General features: G+C 71.6%; 16 protein-coding genes and 1 tRNA gene. 3 read left to right on the top strand and 14 right to left on the bottom strand.

Going from position 1 to position 17,031, the window contains the following annotated elements; translation table 11 throughout:
- Window positions 1-4 precede the first annotated feature (4 nt).
- Both ACFVFQ_RS06305 and ACFVFQ_RS06300 read right to left on the bottom strand, forming a co-directional pair.
- Window positions 5-685, bottom strand: a complete 681-nt coding sequence (locus ACFVFQ_RS06305) for a class I SAM-dependent methyltransferase (RefSeq protein ID WP_383409549.1) — start codon at window positions 683-685, stop codon at window positions 5-7.
- Window positions 686-887: 202 nt separating this feature from the next.
- Window positions 888-974 (bottom strand) — tRNA-Cys (locus tag ACFVFQ_RS06300).
- A gap of 201 nt (window positions 975-1,175) precedes the next feature.
- On the opposite strand from ACFVFQ_RS06300, the gene ACFVFQ_RS06295 reads away from it, so the two are divergent.
- A complete protein-coding gene (locus ACFVFQ_RS06295; RefSeq protein WP_383409547.1) occupies window positions 1,176-1,979 on the top strand; it encodes a hypothetical protein in 804 nt (267 codons plus the stop codon).
- Here the strand turns inward: ACFVFQ_RS06295 and ACFVFQ_RS06290 are convergent.
- From ACFVFQ_RS06290 to ACFVFQ_RS06255, 8 genes are all read right to left on the bottom strand, one after another.
- The gene (locus ACFVFQ_RS06290) at window positions 1,885-2,436 is read right to left on the bottom strand and encodes an SRPBCC family protein (protein ID WP_383409544.1); all 552 of its coding nucleotides are present in this window, start codon (window positions 2,434-2,436) and stop codon (window positions 1,885-1,887) included. The genes ACFVFQ_RS06295 and ACFVFQ_RS06290 overlap by 95 nt on opposite strands.
- Before the next feature lie 114 nt (window positions 2,437-2,550).
- A complete protein-coding gene (locus ACFVFQ_RS06285) occupies window positions 2,551-3,801 on the bottom strand; it encodes a beta-ketoacyl-[acyl-carrier-protein] synthase family protein (protein WP_383409540.1) in 1,251 nt (416 codons plus the stop codon).
- Entirely contained in the window at window positions 3,798-4,037 is a 240-nt protein-coding gene (locus ACFVFQ_RS06280) for an acyl carrier protein (RefSeq protein ID WP_383409537.1), read from the bottom strand. The genes ACFVFQ_RS06285 and ACFVFQ_RS06280 overlap by 4 nt, the downstream gene beginning before the upstream one ends.
- Before the next feature lie 71 nt (window positions 4,038-4,108).
- Complete coding sequence (locus ACFVFQ_RS06275) at window positions 4,109-4,603, bottom strand: hypothetical protein (RefSeq protein WP_383409534.1); 495 nt, start codon at window positions 4,601-4,603, stop codon at window positions 4,109-4,111.
- On the bottom strand, window positions 4,603-5,115 hold the full coding sequence (locus ACFVFQ_RS06270; protein WP_383409531.1) for a type II toxin-antitoxin system RatA family toxin: 513 nt from the start codon (window positions 5,113-5,115) through the stop codon (window positions 4,603-4,605). The genes ACFVFQ_RS06275 and ACFVFQ_RS06270 overlap by 1 nt, the downstream gene beginning before the upstream one ends.
- Window positions 5,108-6,334 carry an aspartate aminotransferase family protein gene (locus ACFVFQ_RS06265; RefSeq protein ID WP_383409875.1) on the bottom strand — a complete coding sequence of 409 codons (1,227 nt, stop codon included), beginning with the start codon at window positions 6,332-6,334 and terminating at the stop codon, window positions 5,108-5,110. Before ACFVFQ_RS06265 ends, ACFVFQ_RS06270 begins: the two co-directional genes overlap by 8 nt.
- Before the next feature lie 124 nt (window positions 6,335-6,458).
- A complete protein-coding gene (locus tag ACFVFQ_RS06260) occupies window positions 6,459-7,592 on the bottom strand; it encodes an acyl-CoA dehydrogenase family protein (RefSeq protein WP_383409527.1) in 1,134 nt (377 codons plus the stop codon).
- Between the two features lie 94 nt (window positions 7,593-7,686).
- Window positions 7,687-9,393 (bottom strand): aldehyde dehydrogenase family protein, encoded by a 1,707-nt coding sequence (locus ACFVFQ_RS06255; RefSeq protein ID WP_383409525.1) that lies wholly within the window; start codon window positions 9,391-9,393, stop codon window positions 7,687-7,689.
- Window positions 9,394-9,594: 201 nt separating this feature from the next.
- On the opposite strand from ACFVFQ_RS06255, the gene ACFVFQ_RS06250 reads away from it, so the two are divergent.
- Window positions 9,595-10,593, top strand: coding sequence for a bifunctional lysylphosphatidylglycerol flippase/synthetase MprF (locus ACFVFQ_RS06250; RefSeq protein WP_383409518.1), 999 nt, complete (start codon window positions 9,595-9,597; stop codon window positions 10,591-10,593).
- 546 nt (window positions 10,594-11,139) lie between these two features.
- Here ACFVFQ_RS06250 and ACFVFQ_RS06245 read toward each other — a convergent pair.
- From ACFVFQ_RS06245 to ACFVFQ_RS06235, 3 genes are all read right to left on the bottom strand, one after another.
- Window positions 11,140-12,675: an AMP-binding protein gene (locus tag ACFVFQ_RS06245; RefSeq protein WP_383409513.1), complete on the bottom strand. Its 1,536-nt coding sequence runs from the start codon at window positions 12,673-12,675 to the stop codon at window positions 11,140-11,142.
- A 15-nt stretch (window positions 12,676-12,690) separates the two neighbouring features.
- Entirely contained in the window at window positions 12,691-13,887 is a 1,197-nt protein-coding gene (locus ACFVFQ_RS06240; protein WP_383409509.1) for an acyl-CoA dehydrogenase family protein, read from the bottom strand.
- An 86-nt stretch (window positions 13,888-13,973) separates the two neighbouring features.
- Window positions 13,974-14,816 carry a 2,3,4,5-tetrahydropyridine-2,6-dicarboxylate N-succinyltransferase gene (locus ACFVFQ_RS06235; protein ID WP_383409506.1) on the bottom strand — a complete coding sequence of 281 codons (843 nt, stop codon included), beginning with the start codon at window positions 14,814-14,816 and terminating at the stop codon, window positions 13,974-13,976.
- Between the two features lie 559 nt (window positions 14,817-15,375).
- Between ACFVFQ_RS06235 and ACFVFQ_RS06230 the strand changes: the two genes are divergently transcribed.
- On the top strand, window positions 15,376-15,630 hold the full coding sequence (locus ACFVFQ_RS06230; RefSeq protein ID WP_383409504.1) for a hexameric tyrosine-coordinated heme protein: 255 nt from the start codon (window positions 15,376-15,378) through the stop codon (window positions 15,628-15,630).
- A 149-nt stretch (window positions 15,631-15,779) separates the two neighbouring features.
- On the opposite strand, the gene ACFVFQ_RS06225 is transcribed toward ACFVFQ_RS06230, so the two are convergent.
- Entirely contained in the window at window positions 15,780-16,439 is a 660-nt protein-coding gene (locus ACFVFQ_RS06225) for a pentapeptide repeat-containing protein (protein ID WP_383409501.1), read from the bottom strand.
- Between the last annotated feature and the right edge of the window lie 592 nt (window positions 16,440-17,031).

Genomic DNA, 17,031 nt, shown 5'->3' with positions numbered 1-17,031 from the left:
CCCGTCACTTGCGTCCGAGGGCGCAGACCCAGCCGAGCGAGCGACGCGGCTCGGCGACGAACCGGACGTCCCTGAACCCGGCCTTGGTCAGCTGCTCGGCCAGCTCGGCGCCGGACAGGATGTGCAGCCCGTCCCGCTCCGAGCGCTCGGTGAACCGTCGGCCGAAGAACCGCTGGAGCAGCGAGGGGTCGGCCGCCGCCTCCCGGCTCATCTCCAGGGTGATCGCCACCTGGCCGCCCGGCCGCAGCACCCGGTGTGCCTCGGCGAGGCCGCGCATCGGGTCGGGCCAGAAGTAGAAGGTCTCGACGGCGCTCACGTGGTCGAAGCTGGCGTCGTCGTACGGCAGCGCGGCACAGTCGCCGTGCCGGATCTCGACGCGGTTGCGGGCGATGGCGTCGGCGTTGCGCCGCACGGCCTGACTGACCATGTCCATCGAGTAGTCGACGCCCGCGACGAAGCCCTGCGGCGTCCGCTCGGACAGCAGTCGCACCGCCATTCCGCCGCCGCACCCCACGTCCAGGACCCGCTGGGAGCGGCGCACGGCCATGTGCTCGATCGCCCACACCGTCAACGAGCGGTGCTGGAGGGTCATCAGGTGGCCGACGAGCTGCCCTGCCGTGCCGTTGGGTTGCCGGAAGTTCGCCTCGACGACTTCCAGGGGTTTCTTCAGGAGCGAGCCGATCATCCGGGATCCCTTCGCGGCTTGCGGGTTGGCGCGCGTCCCTGGCCGACGGCGCGAGAAGGGCCGCCGGGGTTCCCGGCCGGCAGGGGCACCGGCGGACGGGTCCGGCCGTGGCCGTCGTCGTCCCGGTGCGCCGGCGGCGGGACCGTGGCGCGTTCCGGCCCTCCGGGACGGGGCCTTGGCGGTCCGTCCCGGAGGGCCGATGCGGAGAGGGCAGGATTCGAACCTGCGAGGGCTTGCGCCCGAACCAGGTTGCCCCGGCACCCCGTTGGGCCGCTTCGGGTACCTCTCCTCTCGGCGAGGTGCGCACTGCCTGCCCGCTCGCCGGTGAACACGATTCTGCCGAGCCCCCCTGACATTCGGCTGAGACGGTCCTGAGATGCCCGGATCACTGGCATCCACGGGCGGGACAGGAGTAAGAGGGAGTCGCGCAGCGCCGGACCGACCCGCGGGTCGGCCCGGCACGGAACGGCCGCGACGAGGGAGAAGCCTGGTGCTGGAACCACCGACAACCGCCAACGGGGAGCGGGACGACCCCCGTTGTCTCGGTGCGGGCGAGGCGCGACGGCTGCTGGCCGGGGCGCGCTGGCGCCGGATGGTGGTGCTCGGCGACGGCCGGTCGGGGCGCCGCCCGGAGCGGGTCGTCGGCTACGACGGGACCCCGTGGAGCGCGCGGGTCGCGGGCGCGCTGCGGGAGGTGGCGCCCGGGGCGGCCTGCCTCGATCTGCTGGGCGGCCGGGCGCGGGGGGCCGCCGAGGTGCGCGCGCGGCAGTTGCCGCAGGCGTTGGCCTTCGGCGGCGACCTGGCGGTGGTCCACCTGACCGGCCACGATCTGCTGCGGCCCGGCCTCGACGCCGGCGCGGTGCGGACGGAACTCGTCCGGATCATCGCCCCGTTGCGCGAGCGCGGCTACGACGTGCTGGTGGTGGACCCCTTCGACCTGGCGCACGCGCCCGCCGCGCGGGGGGCCGACGCGGCACAGGTACGGGCCCGGCAGCGGGCCCGCACCAAGCAGTCGCGGACCCTCGCCCTGCGGCACGGGGCCCTGCACGTGGACCTCTCGGCCGGCCCTTCGGGGGCGGGGGCCGAGGTGTGGGGCAGCACCGGTACGGCGCTGAACAGCCGGGGGCACGCGGTGACGGCGGCGGCGGTGGTGCGGGCGCTCGGCGGCCGAACGCGCCGTAAAACAGCGGGAGTTGGCGCTAGCGGCCCCGGTTCTCCCGGACTTCCCGGTTCCCCTGGTTCTCCCGGTTCTCCCCGTTCTCCCGGTTCTCCCGGCTCTCCAGCGCCTGCTTGAGCCGGCCGAGGGTGGCGCGCATCCCGGCCCGGTTGGCGAGGTGGCGGCGGTCGGGCCGGGTGCCGGTGAAGAGCCGGCCGAGCAGCGCGGCGAGCGCGCCGCGCCGGCCGGTGCGCAGGTCCTGCCAGAACTCGGTCACCCGGACGCCGCCGGCCTCCGCGGCGAACCGGTAGCCCCACAGGGCCACCGGGAGCCCGAAGGTGCTCACCCGGAAGGCGAAGACCTCGCCCGGCTCGGCGCCGGTCACCCGGCACGAGGTGAACCACACGAAGGCGCCCTTGCGGTTGAAGCCGAGGAAGCGGGCGCCGACGCCGACCGGGCCGGGTGGCACCCCGCGCACCGCCCGGCACTCAGGGCTCCACCGCCCCATCGACCGCACGTCGGCCACCGCGGCGTACGCCTGCTCCACAGCGGCCTCGATGAAGACGCTCTCCTCGATCTCCCAGCGACGTTCCATCGAATCCGTCGGCTCCCTCCCGGGGCGAAGTGCCCGCCGGCTGCCCGGCGTTCGGTTCGGCCCGTCATGGCGGTGTGGTGTCAGCGGACATGATGGCGGACCGGCGGGCGCGGGTCAGGCCCGGGTGAGCAGCAACACCGCGTTCTGCCCGCCGAAGCCGAAGGAGTTGCTGACGACCACCTCGGCCGGCGTCCACCGGCCCTCCTTGGCCACCACCTCCAGCTCGATCTCGGGATCGAGGCTCTCCAGGTTGGCGGTCGGCGGGACGAAGGAGTCCTGGAGCGTGAGGGCGGACGCCGCCGCCTCGATCGCCCCGGCCGCGGAGAGCGAGTGCCCGGTCACCCCCTTGACGGAGGTGACCAGGGGCCGGTCCCCCAGGACCTGGCGGATCAGCCGGGCCTCGGTGGCGTCGTTGATCCGGGTCGCGGTGCCGTGCGCGTTGACGTGGTCCACCTCCTTCGGGCCGATGCCGGCGTCCCGGAGCGCGGCCCGCAGCGCCAGCGCGGCGCCCGTGCACTGTGGGTCCGGGGCGGTCGGGTGGTAGGCGTCGGCGGAGGCGCCATAGCCGCTGACCATCGCCCGGATGCGGGCCCCGCGGGCCCGGGCGTCCCTGGCCCGCTCCAGGACCAGCACGGCGGCGCCCTCGGCGGCGACGAAGCCGTCCCGGTCGGCGTCGAAGGGACGGGAGGCGCCGCGGATGTCGTCGCCGCGTCCGGAGAGCGCGCCCATCTGGTGGAAGCCGGTGACCAGCGAGGGCGTCAGCGGAGCCTCCGCGCCCCCGGTGATCACCACGTCGCAGGCCCCGGACCGCAGCAGCTCACGGGCGGTCCCGATGGCGGTCGTGCCCGAGGCGCAGGCGGTCGCCGTCACCAGCGACGGGCCGCGCGCGCCGAACTCCAACGACACATAGCCCGCGGCCATGTTGGGCGAGAGCATCGGGATGAGCCGGGGGGAGACCCGGCGCGGCCCCCGCTCCAACAGCCGCCGGTGCTGGGTCTCCCAGGTCTCGGCGCCGCCGATCCCGTTGCCGATCACCACGCCGACCCGGGTGCCGTCCCAGGTCCCCGGGTCCAGGCCCGCGTCGGCCACCGCCTCCATGGCGGCGGCCAACAGCAGCAGGCTGGAGCGGTCGAACTGCCCGGCCCGGCGCCGGCCCACGACGGCGACCGGGTCGAAGTCGGGGACCTGGCAGACGAACTCGGGGGCGATGCCGACGAGTTCGGGCACCCGGACGGCCTCCGTGCCGGCGCCCCGCCGGATGCCCTCCCAGGACGCGGCGGTCCCCTTCCCGGCCGGGGTCATCATGCCGAGTCCGGTGACGGCCGCGTCGAACCGCCGGCGGCCCCCGTTCCGTTCCCCCGTCACGCCGGGTCCATCTTCTGCTCGATGCACTCGGCGGCCCGGGCCAACGTGGCGTCCGGGCCGACCTCTTCGTTGGTCAGCGCGACCCCGAACTCGTCCTCGACGGCGACGGTCAGCTCGACCAGCGCGAGCGAGTCCATCTCCAGACCCCCCAGCGTGTCGTCCGACTTCAGCTCGCCGGGCTCCAACCCGAACCCCTCGGCGATCAGCTTGACCAGACGGTCGTAGACGTTACTCATGACAGGCTCCTTGATGTCGTACGGCCGGCCCGTGCGGACCCTGGTGGGAGCGCGGGCGGCGGCTTGCGCGGTCAGTGGCGGGCGGCGGGCACCCCGGCCGCCGCGCCAAGGGACGAGGGCGCCTCGGGCCGCTCGTAGCGCTCGCGGAAGGCGGCGTACGCCGGGTGTGCCTCGGGCTCGAAGCGCACACCGAACGGCTTGAGGAAGTTGCCGAACAGGGCGCGGTCACCGAAGAGATGGATCAACACGGTCAGCAGCGCCCACTCGGCGCCGAACAGCCAGATCCAGGCGAGGACCACCAGGCCCTGGGTGACCAGGCTGTGCATCACGTTGTAGAGGACGTAGTAGACCCTGGAGACTTGCTTGTCGGGGCTGCGGTGGTAGGCGAAGGCGCCGGGCAGGTACCCGATCAGGTCGATGTAGACGAAGAGCCCGATCGCCGGCAGCCAGCGGACCTCGTCGAGGTGGGCGAAGAAGAAGGCGGCGGCCACCACCAGACCGAGCCCGTACTCGGCGCGGACCAGCCGGGAGGTGGTGGGCGTCTCGAAGAAGTTCTTGGCGTCCATCAGCCCAGCACCCTGGCGCTCGGCACGGGGGCGGCGGACGCCGCGACGGCCCGGGCCACGGCGTCGTCGCCGACCACGGACACCCGGCCCTCGAACAGGCCGAAGACGACCCGGGTGATGGTCTCCTTGAAGACCCGCTGCGCCACCGGGTCCAGGATCCCGGCCAGGCTGGGGATGCCGAAGTCGAAGTCCGCGGAGAAGTCGACCAGGCTGTCCGGCCCGTCGGTGCCGATCCGCCAGCTGCCGGTGAACTCGGCGAAGTCGCCGTCGACCTGCTCGAAGGCGATGACCAGGCCGGCCCGGTCGAAGCGGTCGGACTCGGTCCAGCGCAGGATGCCGTTGCGGAAGTAGACCTCCCAGTCGCTGGTCTCCTCCTGCGCCGACACCTGATGCACCGTCACGCTGCGGACCACGTCGGTGAATTCCGGGTAGCGGGCGAAGTCGTGGATGCGCTCGAAGACGGTCTCGGGGTCGATGCCCTCGATGCGGAGCACTACGGATGCGTTACGCATGGTCTTTGCTGCCTCCTGCGGCGGATGGGTAGCGGTCCGCCTGTGCACGGCACGCCCGGTCGAAGCTCTCGTAGAGGAAGTCCACATCGCTGCGGACCAGGACGGCGGGCGGCGTGAGGCGGAGCACGAAGTGGGAGTTGAGGGAGTGGTTGGCGATCACCCCGTTGGCGATCAGCTCGATCAGCAGGTCCCCGGCGGGGCCCGGCTCGGCGAACTCGATGCCGATCATGAGTCCCCGGCCGCGCACCTCGCGCACGACGTCCCCGAAGTGCCCCACGGCGATCCGGCGCAGCTCCGGCAGCAGTTCGTCGCCGAGTTCGCGGGCCCGCGTGACGAGGTCGTCCTCCTGGATCGCCGCGAGGGCCCCGCGGGCGGCGGCCATCGCGAGCGGGGCACCGGAGAAGGTGGAGGTGTGCAGGTACGGGTCGCGGTCGAAGACGGAGAACGCCTCGCGGGTCGCCAGCACCGCCGACACCGGCACGACGCCGCCGCTGAGTCCCTTGCCGACCAGCATGATGTCGGGGCTGACGCCCTCCCGGTCCGCGCCCCACCAGGTGCCGAGCCGCCCGAGGCCGGTCTGCACCTCGTCGAGCACCAGGAGCGCGCCGTGCCGGTCGCAGGCGTCCCGCACCGCGCGCAGATAGCCGTCCGGCGGGATGATCACGCCGGCCTCGCCCTGCACCGGCTCGACGAAGACGCAAGACTCCCCGGGCGCCTCGGCGAGCACCGCCTCCAGGGCCTCGGCGTCGCCGAACGGCACATGCGTGGTCCCCGGCAGCAGCGGCTGGAACGGGGTGCGGAAGACGTCGTTGCCGGTGAGGCTGAGGGCGCCGGCCGTCTTGCCGTGGTAGCCGCCCACGGTGGCGACCAGGCGGTGGCGGCCCTTGGTGCGCGCCATCTTCAGCGCGGTCTCGGCCGCCTCGGCGCCGGAGCCGGCGAAGTGGACGCGGCAGAGCCCGGGCGGGGCGGCGGCGGTCAGCGCCTCGGCGGCCAGCGCGGCCTGCGGCTCCAGGAAGAGCCGGGTGGCGATCGGGTGGTGGTGCAACTGCTCGGTGACGTGCCGGATCACCGTGGGGTGCCGGGCGCCGGTCAGGAAGACGCCGTAGCCACCGCAGTTGAGGAAGCGGTCCCCGCTGGCCGTGGTGACCCAGGCGCCCTGCGACTCCACTTCGACGTGGCCGCCGAACATCTCGCCGAGCGTGGCCCGGCCCTGGTTCATGTGCGCGCGGTACAGCCGGCCGAGTTCCTCACGGCCGGGGAGGGGACGGGGCCCGGGAGCCGCTGAACGGGCCGGGGACGCCGGGGTGGTGTCGGTGCTGGGGGTGACGGTCACGAGGGTCTCCTCAGGCCAGCCGCAGCGGTGCGCCCGCCACGTGCTCCAGGTAGGGGCCGGTGAAGCTGGTGCGGGACGGCGGGTGGAAGCCGATGCCGTGCGAGGCGGCGGCCAGCACGGAGACGTCCGAGGACCCCATGAACGCCGTGCCGCCGAGCAGTTCCACGGCCTGGTCACGGGCGTCGCCCAGGGCGTCCTGCGCGCCGTAGCGGGCGGCCAGCGCCTGGGCGAGGGCCCCGTTGCCGGTCTCGCCGTCCCGCACCCGGCGGGCCACGCCCTCCAGCAGCTGGGCCGCCGTCTCCAGGCGGATCAGCGCCCGCGCCCGGTCCGACTCGGTGCCCCGACGCCCGTCCACGGCCCGCTCGACCAGCGCGCTGACCATGCCCAAGTAGCAGCTGGAGATGAGCAGTTCGAACCAGATCAGGCCGACGGTCTGGAGGTCGTCCAGCTCACCGGGGTCCGCGGTGTTCGGCATCAGCAACTGCTCGTCCACGAAGACGTCGGTCAGCCGCACCTCGTCGCTCTCGGCGCCCGCCAGGGCCCGGCTCGCCCAGAAGGGGTGCACCGTCAACCCGTCCGTCTGCCGCGGGATCAGCAGCACGGCCATCTGCGAGCCGCCGTCGTCGGTGGGCAGGGCGGCGCTGGCGGTGAGCAGGTCCATGGAGTGGGCCAGGCTGCACGGCTTCTTGGCGCCGTCGATCAGATAGCCGCCCTCGGCCTTCCGGGCCGTCATGGTCGGGGACAGGATGCCCTGGCCGGGCCGCCCCTCGGCGAAGCCGGAGGCGACCAACAGCCGTTGCTCCGCGACCCCTTCGAGCAGTGCCCACTCCATGCCGCTGCTGCGCACGCTGGCCGCCAGGCTGAACAGGGTGGCCACCGAGAAGTGGTGCATGGTGGTCGCCACGGCCAGGGACGGCGCGCGGGCGGCCAGCGCCCGGGTCACCGCCATCGCCTCCAACGGGTCGGCGCCGAACCCGCCGTACTCCTTGGGGATCACCAGCGCGGGCCCGCCGCAGGCGCGGAAGTGGCCGAGGGCCGGGCTGCCCGGTGCCTCCAGCTGGGGCAGCGGAACGTCGGCGAGGCGGTCGAGCAGGCCGGGCAGGAAGGATTCACAAGCAGCACGTGCCGCTTCCAGTGGGCGCATGGTCTCTCTCTGCTCTGTCAGTTGTCTCGTCTGCCACCGCCGGTCGCCGGTGGCCCGTTGGGACGGGCCGCCGGCGACGCGGCCGATGGCGCTGTCAGGCGTCCGGCGTCCCCGCGGGCGCCCCGCGCATCGCGTGCCAGGCGCCGAACACGGCGTCCCTGGGCCGGATGCCGCCCCCGGAGACGCTCACGCCCTGGATGTGCGAGGTGCGCAGGATGGGGTAGTTGGCCTCGCCGTACACGCCGCCGGTCAGTCCGGTGCCGCCGTGCGTGGGCAGGCCCGGCAGGAAGCCGATGTGGGAGTCGTTGACCTTCAGCAGGCCGCCCTTGGTGATCCGGGTGACGAACTGGTCGACCACCTCCGGGTCGCGGGCCCACACCGAGTTGCGCAGCCCGTAGGCGTTGCTGTTGACGAACTCCACGAACCGGTCCAGCAGGACGGCGTCGGGGGCCGGCTCGGCGGCGATCACCGGCAGCAGGGGGAAGAACGTCTCGTGGCGCACCGCCTGGATCTCCCGGGCCCCGGCCAACCCCCGGACCAGCACCACTGTGGGCTCCAGGAAGATGCCCGAGGAGTTGCGGGTGCCGTCGTCCTGCATCGCGTGGCCGCCGCAGACCAGTTCGGCGCCACCGGCCAGGGCGTCGTCCAGGGCGGCGAAGAACTTCTCGTTGCGCAGCACGGGGGTGAGCAGCACGCCCTCCTCCCGGACCGAGCCGCCCCGGACGCCCGCGGCCTTCTCGGTCAGCAGCGCCACCAGCGGCTCCACGACGTCCGGGTGGACGAGGACCTGATTGGGGATCATGCACAACTGCCCGGAGCCGTAGAAGCTCTCGGTCAGCGCCTCGGCGGCGTACTCCAGGTCGGCGTCCTTCCAGACCACCACCGCGTCGTTGCCGGCGAGTTCGAGGATCGGCTTCTTGCCCGCCGCCACGCAGCGCTCCTGGAAGCGGACGCCGGCCTCGCTGCTGCCGAAGTACATGATGTCGTCGACGAGCGGACTGTCGAGCCAGGCCGAGAGCATCGGGGCCGGGTCCCCGCAGACCACGTTCAACGTGCCGCTGGGGGCGCCGAGTTCGGCGAGGACCGGGGCGACCACCTCGTGCAGCACGTACATCACCCCCAACGGAGCGCTGCGCGGGGCGCGGACCACCAGGGAGTTGCCGGCCATCAGGGACGTGACGCCGAGCAGGGCGCTCGACAGCGGGGCGTTCTGCGGGGGGTTGAGGCAGACCACGCCGTCCGGCCGCCGGCGCACGGAGATCCGCCGCTCCCCGTGCCGGCTCTCGTGCAGCATCTGGCTGCGGTAGAAGGCGAGCGACTCGGGCGAGAAGCACTCCAGCGCCCCGGACACCTGCCACCGGGCCAGCTCCAACGGGTGGCCCTCGCGCAGCAGGATCTCGATGGTGCGGTCGGCCTGCTCGGCCAGCCGGCGGTGCAGCAGGGCGCCGAACTGGTCCAGCCGCACGTCGAGCGGGAACGCGTTCCACTCCACGCTCGCGCGCGACGCCGCCTCGACGGCCTGCGCCACGGTCTCGGAATCGGCCCGCGCCACCCGGCCGACGATGCTGTCCCCGGGCGCCTCCTCGGGGGCCAGCCGGCCGCTCTCCAGTTTCCGTTTCAGGGTCAGGCTTGAGAACGCGTCCTTCAGCAGCGCGTCCGAGTCGACCACGTACACCCACTGGTCGCTCGGCACGCTCTTGCCGTCGACCAGCGAGGTGTAGGTCAGCAGACCGCCGCCCGCCACAGCGCCGACGGCGTCCTCATGGTGCGACGCCCGGGGCGTCGTACGGGCACTGCTCACGCAGATCCTCCGCTCTCCCGCCCCCGACCGCGGGGGTCGGGAAGAAATGTCCGAGGTCGGTGCCTCGCCTCCCGACTGTCACAGCACGCCCTGACAAACCGCGGAGACGGACCTGAGACCGACGTGTCAGGCCGATGAGAGCGGAATCGGCCACCATCGGCCGGGAGTTCGCCGCCGCTTTCCCGACGACAGGGGGATCCGATGACCACGGTCCACCAGAGGATCGACCGCGAGTCAGTGGTCGCGGCCCTCCGGACGCACGCTGACAACCCCAGCGCCTTCCTCGCACTCAATGACGGCAACGCCTACTTCACCGACCCGTCGGTGGACGGAGTGATCGCCTACCGCGCGGCCGGCCGCTATCTGATCCAACTCGGCGGCGCCTTCGCCCCCGAGGAGGCGCAGGAGGCCCTGCTCCGCTCCTTCCTCGACTTCGCCCGTGCCGCCCGGCGCAGGGTGGTCGCCGTCCAACTCCAGCGCGCCGACGCGGAGCTGTACGCCCGGTGCGGCTTCACCGTGAACCAGGTCGGCTCCTCGTACGCGTTGCGGTTGCCCGACCACACGCTGCGCGGTAGCAAGTTCATGAAGCTGCGCAACAAGATCTCCAAGGCGAAGCGGAGCGGTCTGGAGGTGGCCGAGGTGGAGCACGAGGAGGTCGCCGCGGAGCTCGCCGACATCGACCGCGAGTGGCTGCGCTCCAAGGGCCGCCACGTCAAGGAGATCGAGTTCCTGGTCGGCGAGCGCGGCGGCCCGGCGCAGCCGCACCGCCGGCTGCTCCTGGGACGCCTGGAGGGCACGGCGATCGGCTACATCTCCTACTCGCCGGCGTACGGTGCGCGGCCCGGCTGGTTGCACGACCTCAGCCGCCGCCGGGCGACCGCCCCGCCCGGGGTGATGGAGGCCCTCAACCAGCACGCCATGGAGACCTTCCGGGCCGAGGGCGCCGAGTGGCTGCACTTCGGCTTCACCCCGTTCGTCGGCCTGTCGGCCGACCACGAGGTCACCGGCGCCAGCGGCCTGACCACGCGCTTCATGCGCCTGATGGCCGAGCGCGGCGAGAAGGTCTACCCCTCCGCCAGCCAGCTCTCCTACAAGGAGAAATGGGGCCCCGACCTGGTGCTCCCCGAGTACCTCGCCTTCCACGGCCGCGCCAGCCTCACCGCCATCTGGCAACTCCTACGCGTCACCAAGTCCGTCTGACCCCCGACACCGCCCCACCCAACACCCCTCACCACCACCCGAGTTGCCACCCACCGCGGCACACCGAGCCCCACCCACCCCGGCCAACAAGAAAGCCCAGCCTGGGGGTTGCGCCCCCGAGCTGGGCTTTCTTCCGCTGTGTCTCGAAGCGGGCCACCTCAGGCCCTGGTAGCGCCGTCTCCTCGACGGACGTGGTGGTGCGCATTCGGCGGGCTGGCTAACTGGGCTCCTTGGAAACCTGGTTGGGGAGGGACCCTGTGCGCGACGACGGCGGGGAGTGTCAGGAAGGTCGTGGTGTACGGAAGTTCCTGCCAACGAGAAGCGCCGGCTGAAGGACTGTTTGAGGGCGTGTTATCGCAGACTGCTTCAATGCCTTGTGCAGGCTACGAAGATCGCGCCTCGTAGTCCGGGTTACGAGGTGATCGAGTTGCTCAAGAAGGGCTGCCGCCCCAACCCGGCGCGCCAACAGGGCTGAGGTGGGCCAGCGCTCTGGTCGCGCTGGCGTGCCGGCCGAGGGCTGAGAACGGAGACGAAGTCGGGTCGGCTCTAAGGGAGTTCGCGCACCTGCCGGCGCAGGAGTTTCTTGTCGGGTTTGCCGGCGTCGGTCAGAGGCAGGGTGTCGCTCAGGGTGATGCGGGTGGGTTCGTGGAGGGTGCCGCACTGTTGGCGAACCAAGGTGCGTAGTGGGCCGGTGTCGGGCCGGGTGCCGGGGGCAGGGACGACGACGGCGTGCACGCGCTCGATGCCGTCGGTGTCGGGGACGCCGAAGACGGCGCTCTGCCGTACGTGGGGGTGGGAGTTGAGCACCTCCTCCACCTCGGAGGTGTAGACGTGGCCGGCGCCGGTGTTGATCATGTCCTTCAGGCGGTCGACGATCGTCAGATAGCCGTCTTCGTCCAGGTAGCCGATGTCACCGGTGTGCAGCCAGCCGTCGCGGAGCACCGCGGCGGTCAGTTCGGGCAGCTTCCAGTAGCCCTGCATCAGGGTGTCGGAGCGCACGCACACCTCGCCGGCCTGTCCGGTCGGCAGGCTTCGGCCGGCCGTGTCCCGAATGGCCACTTCGCAGCCGGGCAGCGCCTTGCCGACCGAGCGCAGTCGCTCAGGGCGGGCCGGGTCATGGTCCTGGGTGTCCAGGGCGGTGACGATCCCGGTCTCGTGTTGGCCGTAGAGCTGGACCAGGACCGGGCCCAGGCGTCGTACGGCGTCCGCGAGTCGGGTGGGGGAGGCTTGGCAGCCTCCGTAGGTCACTCGGCGCAGGCTGGAGGTGTCCGCGCGCCGGGCGTGCGGGTGGTCGATGAGCTGGTAGAGGAGCGGCGGCATCAGGAACACGTCGGTGATGCGCTCGCGTTCCACGGCGGCGAGAACGGTTGCCGGGTCGAAGTCGTCGTGCAGGACGACGCTGCCGCCGTGACGCAGGGTCTTGTCCGCCATCAGGCCGGCGGCGTGCGCGAGGGTGGTGCACACCAGCAGCCTCGGCGGCTCGCCGGGGTCCACGGGCAGGTCGGGGCCGAACGGCCGGGCCTGGCCGTAGCTGATGCAGATCCCTTTGGAGTGGCCGGTGGTGCCGCCGGAGTGGCGGATGGTGCGGATGTCCTGAGGCCGTGCCCGGCAGGGGAAGGGGGCGCCTGGCCGACGGGCGGCGAGGGCCAGGAGGTCCGCGCCCGTGGGTGCGGTGCCGAGTACCAGGAGGCGCTCGACCGGGGCCCGGGCGGTGATGTCGGCGGCGCGTTCGGCGTGGCCGGGATCGGTGATGAGCGTGTGGGTCTCGACGTCGCGGACCATGACGGCCTGGGTGCTCGTCGGCAGCTTGTTGTAGAGCTGGTTCAGGCGACAGCCGAGCAGACCGGCGGCGTAGCGTACGGCGATGGCCGCCGGCAGGTTGCCGGTGAGCAGGGTGACGGTCTGGCCGCGATCGACCCCCTGTGCGCGCAGCTCCCACGCCAAGCGGTGGGTGAGATCACGCAGTTCGCCGGCGGTGATGCGTCGGTGCTGGTGGGTGAGGACGACTCGCCCGGGAGCGGCGTCCAGGGTGTCGAGGATCTGCTCGACTTCGGTACGGAAGGGCTGTGCCGGGGTGGGCATGTGCGCGCCTCTCGGTCAGTGGCGGGCGAGCGGTCGATGGTCTGCCGGTTGCTGATCGCCGGTCACCAGGGAGTGCGCGAGGACGCTGTAGAGCGTGTCGTTCGGGCCGTCGGCGATCCGCAGTCCGCGGATGTCCCGCAGGCGCTTCTCCATCGGGGTGCGCCGGGTGTAGCCCTCGCTGCCGTGCAGCTGCAGGGCCAGGTCCACGGCGCGGTAGGCGGCGTCGGTGGCCAGCGCCTTGGCGGCCGAGCAGGCGGCCGTGTCGATCTCGCCCTGGTCTATCCGCTCCAGCAGCGCGAAGCACCAGGCGGTGGCGGCCTCGACCTCGGACGCGGCGGTGCCAAGGCGGGCGGCGACGGACGGGATGGCGGCCAGCGGGGTACGGCCCACCGTGCGCCTGCGGGTGCGGTCGGCGGCCTCCTGGATCGCCGCCGAGGCGGCGCCCAGGCAGACGAGGGACATCATCAGCCGCCAGGCGGCGAAGTGCGTATCGAAGATCCGGCGGCCGTCGCCGGGCGCGCCGAGCAGCAGGGACCTGTCCAGGCGGACGTCGACGAAATGCAGGTGTCCGAAGCTCCATCCCCGCATGCCCAGCGGGTCGGTGGTCTCGATCAGGACGCCCTTGGTGTCCATGGGGACCCAGACCGCGGACAGCGGGACCTCGCGCAGGTCGACCGTGTCCGCCTCGTCACGACCGACGAGCTTGCCGAAGACGACGAATCCGTATGCCTCCTCGACCCGGCTGATCAGCCCCTTTGTGCCCGACAGCACGAGGTGGTCGCCGTGGTCGATCAGAACGGTCCGAAAGCCACGCAGATCCGATCCGGACTGGGGTTCACTGGACGCCACACCAGCCAACCTCCCCTGGGAGAGGGCGAGTTCCTGCGTACGCTGGACGAGATCCGGCGCACCGTAGCGCAGCGCCATGGCGGCGTGCCCGCTGCTGAACACCTCGCGTGCATCGCAGTCTCGCTGTCCGGCGAGGAACATGGCCGTCCCCTGGGCCACCCGTCCCAGCTCCTGCCGTTCGACGTCGAACCCGGTGAGCCCCGCCTGTGCCGCCTGCTCGCGCAACGCGAGCCAGTCCGGCCGCTGTTCCCCCTCGCACACTGGTGCGGGCAGATGGGTGTCGAGGAAGGCCGTGATTCTCGACGTCAGCTCCGCGAGCTCGGGGTGACGGTTGAGGATCGGGGTGATGCCGGTGGCGCGCACGGGTCGGAACTCCTGGGAAGTGCTGGGTAGTTGATCGCCTGGTGGAGGCCCAGGGCGAAGCCTGATGGGGGTGGGGACGAGAGCCGTCAGAGCGTCAGCGGCTGGGCACGCACCGCGTCATTGAGCTTGGCCTTGTCATGGCGCTGGCCCTTCTTCAGGCGCTTGATCACCAGCAGGCACGGCAGACCGAAGGTGCCGCCGTCGAACTCCCGCGGTCGGCTGGCCGGAACGGCCACGGTCCATGGCGGAACCTCACCCCGGCTGAGCTCCTCGCCGGTGGCTGCATCGATCACCGGAATGGTGTCGGTCAGCAGCGCACCGGCGCCCAGCAGCGCACCCTCGCCGACCCGGGCTCCGCTGTAGACCATCGCCCGGGCGCCGATGAACGCGTCGTCCTCGATCACCACCGGCTTGGCCATGGGCGGCTCGATCATTCCGCCGAGACCAACTCCGCCCGACAGGTGCACATTTCTGCCCACCTGGGCACAGGACCCGATCCCCACCCAGGAGTCGACCAGCGTGCCCTCGCCGACGTAGGACCCGATCCCGATGTGACTGGGCATCACCACCACGCCCGGCTCCTGGTAACTGCCCCGGCGGATGACCGCACCGGGCGAAACCTGCACACCCGAGCTCTCGATCGCGGACTTCAACGGGATCTTGTCGGCGCACTCGAACGGACCGAACCGCGTGACGCCGGGCTTCGCCTGCTTGTACAGCAGCTGAATCGCGCGCTTCAACCACTCGTGGACGATGACCTCCCCGTCCACCAACTCGGCCACCCGCACGTGCCCCCGGTCCAGCAGGTCGATCGCCGAGTCGACCGCGGCAACGGCCTCTGCCGAGTGCAGCGTTGCCTCGTCCCGGCGCTGCCAGAGCTCGTCGATCTCGCTCCGCACGGACACCACATGGCCGTCCCGGATTCGCACTGGACCACATCCCCTGTCTGTTGGAAGACCTTCTGCCGGTCACCGGACCCCGGTTGCCGGCCACTTGGCGCGCTGCACCTGACGGTGCGAAGCCTCACGGGGCCGGCACAGGCAGCGGCAAACCAATATCCGGAATGAAGAATTCCGGCCGACATAGGCTTGCATACCTTCGATTCGCATACCAAATCACCTCTAAAGCATTTGATTCGTTAACAAAAGCCGCTGCAGGCGGAGTTCAAAGGTGTCCTTATGGCGCGTCAGCGACACTGGTCATGCGCTCGACGATGCCTGGCACGCCGACCGCCTACCGCATGCACGCGAGCGACGATGGCGGCCTTGTTCGCCAGTTGCGGCCCTGGCTCGCTTCCGTGACCCGGTGGCTCTCTGCCATGCGAAGAGCAACGCGCTTTCGGGAAAGCCGGTTGCCCCGTGGCAGTGCACTGTGTGCGGGCACCGCGGCATGGGGCATTTCTGCCCCTCGGTGCCGTGGGACACCGAGGGTGTGGTTGGCCTGTGTCGAACCGGAGCAGTGCCCGATCGGCCAGTGACACTGGGCGGCATGAACCGAGTATCCGACGACGACATGGTCCTGGTTCCCGGCGGTTCCCTGATGACCAAGAACCCGGAAGAAGGCCGCGCCCTCGCGCTCACGCTGGCCCGGCACACCATCCACAACATCCAGCCTGACCTGGACATCCTCAAAGGAGGCCGCCCCAACTACTCCTCCACCCCGGACAGTCTCATCGACGCCGCGCGGGTCGTCGCGATCGAGTTCCAGACCATCGCCGCCGCCAACAACTACTGGCGCGACTGACTCCCGCGCCCGCGGCCTGCCGAGGGCGGACGCATGGGAAAGCACGACGGCTGAGCCCGCCTCGTGGAAAGCGGCGGGGCTCGGCCGCACAGCAATCCGGAGCCGTGATGGTGACGCGGGCGCCGTCGGCAGTGGCCCTGGTGGTGCTGTCAGTGGTCTTTCACGGTGAGGCCGATGTGCTGCGCCAGGACGGGCGCCAGGTCGAACAGTTGGGCCGTGCTGATCGTCGCGCCGCTCAGGGCACCGATCCCGGAGGCGATGCCCAGCGCGGTGGCCTCGCGCAGGTCCACCCGGGTCAGTGTGGCCCGGTCGAACCGTGCCCGGTCCAGGGTCGAGCCGGGGAAGCTCACGTCGGTCAGCTGCGCCCCGCCGAAGTCCACGTCACGCAGCAGGCAGTCGACGAAGACGACATCCTTGAGCGAGGTCGCGCGCAGGTTGACCGAGTCGAACTTGCACTGGTGGAAGACGATGCGGCGCATCTCGCTGCCATGGATCTCGGTGCCGGCGAAGACGCTGGCGATGCACTCGCTGTCCAGCCAGGTGCTCTCGGCGAGACGGGTGCCGACCATGCGGACGGTGTGCAGCCACACCTCGTCAAAACGGGAGCGCCGCAGGCGACCGCGGTCGAAGGTGGCCGAGGAGAACGCCGACTGACTGAAGAGGGAACTGCCGGCTTCCGCGTCAGGGAAGGCGGAGCCGTCGAAGTGCAGCCATTCGTAGGCGCCGGCCTGTTCGAGCTCGCCGGTGAAGGGTTCAAGGTGGTGCGCGTACGGGAGTGCGGCCAGGTCACGGAGGGCACGGACTCGCATGTGATCCTTCCGGGGCGGTGAGGGGGGACAGCCCGCACGGTGGCCCAGCGAGGGCCGGAGGCGAGGGGTCCCATGCTGACGCCGCTCGCCTGATTTCCCCAATCGACGCAACGCCGGGAAACCGCTTCGACGGCCGATCGACTGCCGCCCCAGAATCCCCGCAAACGTCATAAATGGGGCACTTGATCGCATCACCGTTGTGATCTTTCTCGGCTCGCGGGCGGCGAACGTCTCGCCCCCGCCCTTCCTCGGACGGCCAACGTGCCCACTGCGCTGGGGACTTGGGGAGCATGTGGCTCTGGGGCGGTGACCGGCGCTGCCCGGAGATGCGGTTCCCTGAAATTGAATCTGCGCTTCGGCCCTTGATCGCTGGATCCGCAGATCACACTCACGGGCCGTCCTGGACAACCGCAGGGTCCCGGGCGTGACGCCGGGGCGCACCCACCGGCCCCAAACCGACATCATCCGAAGCGAGTTCGACGAGTCATGAGCGACGCGTTCAGGCCAGCGAGGCAGGCAGTCGAAACATCGCCGGCCGCGGGCACGGTCCTGCGCGGGACCCTGGGAGAGCCCATGCCGGCGTAAGTCAGGG

Source organism: Streptomyces sp. NPDC057743 (assembly GCF_042798755.1).
Taxonomy (GTDB): Bacteria; Actinomycetota; Actinomycetes; order Streptomycetales; family Streptomycetaceae; genus Streptomyces.
The sequence above is the reverse complement of the archived record's forward strand: the minus strand, read 5'-3'. Positions and strand labels throughout refer to the sequence as shown.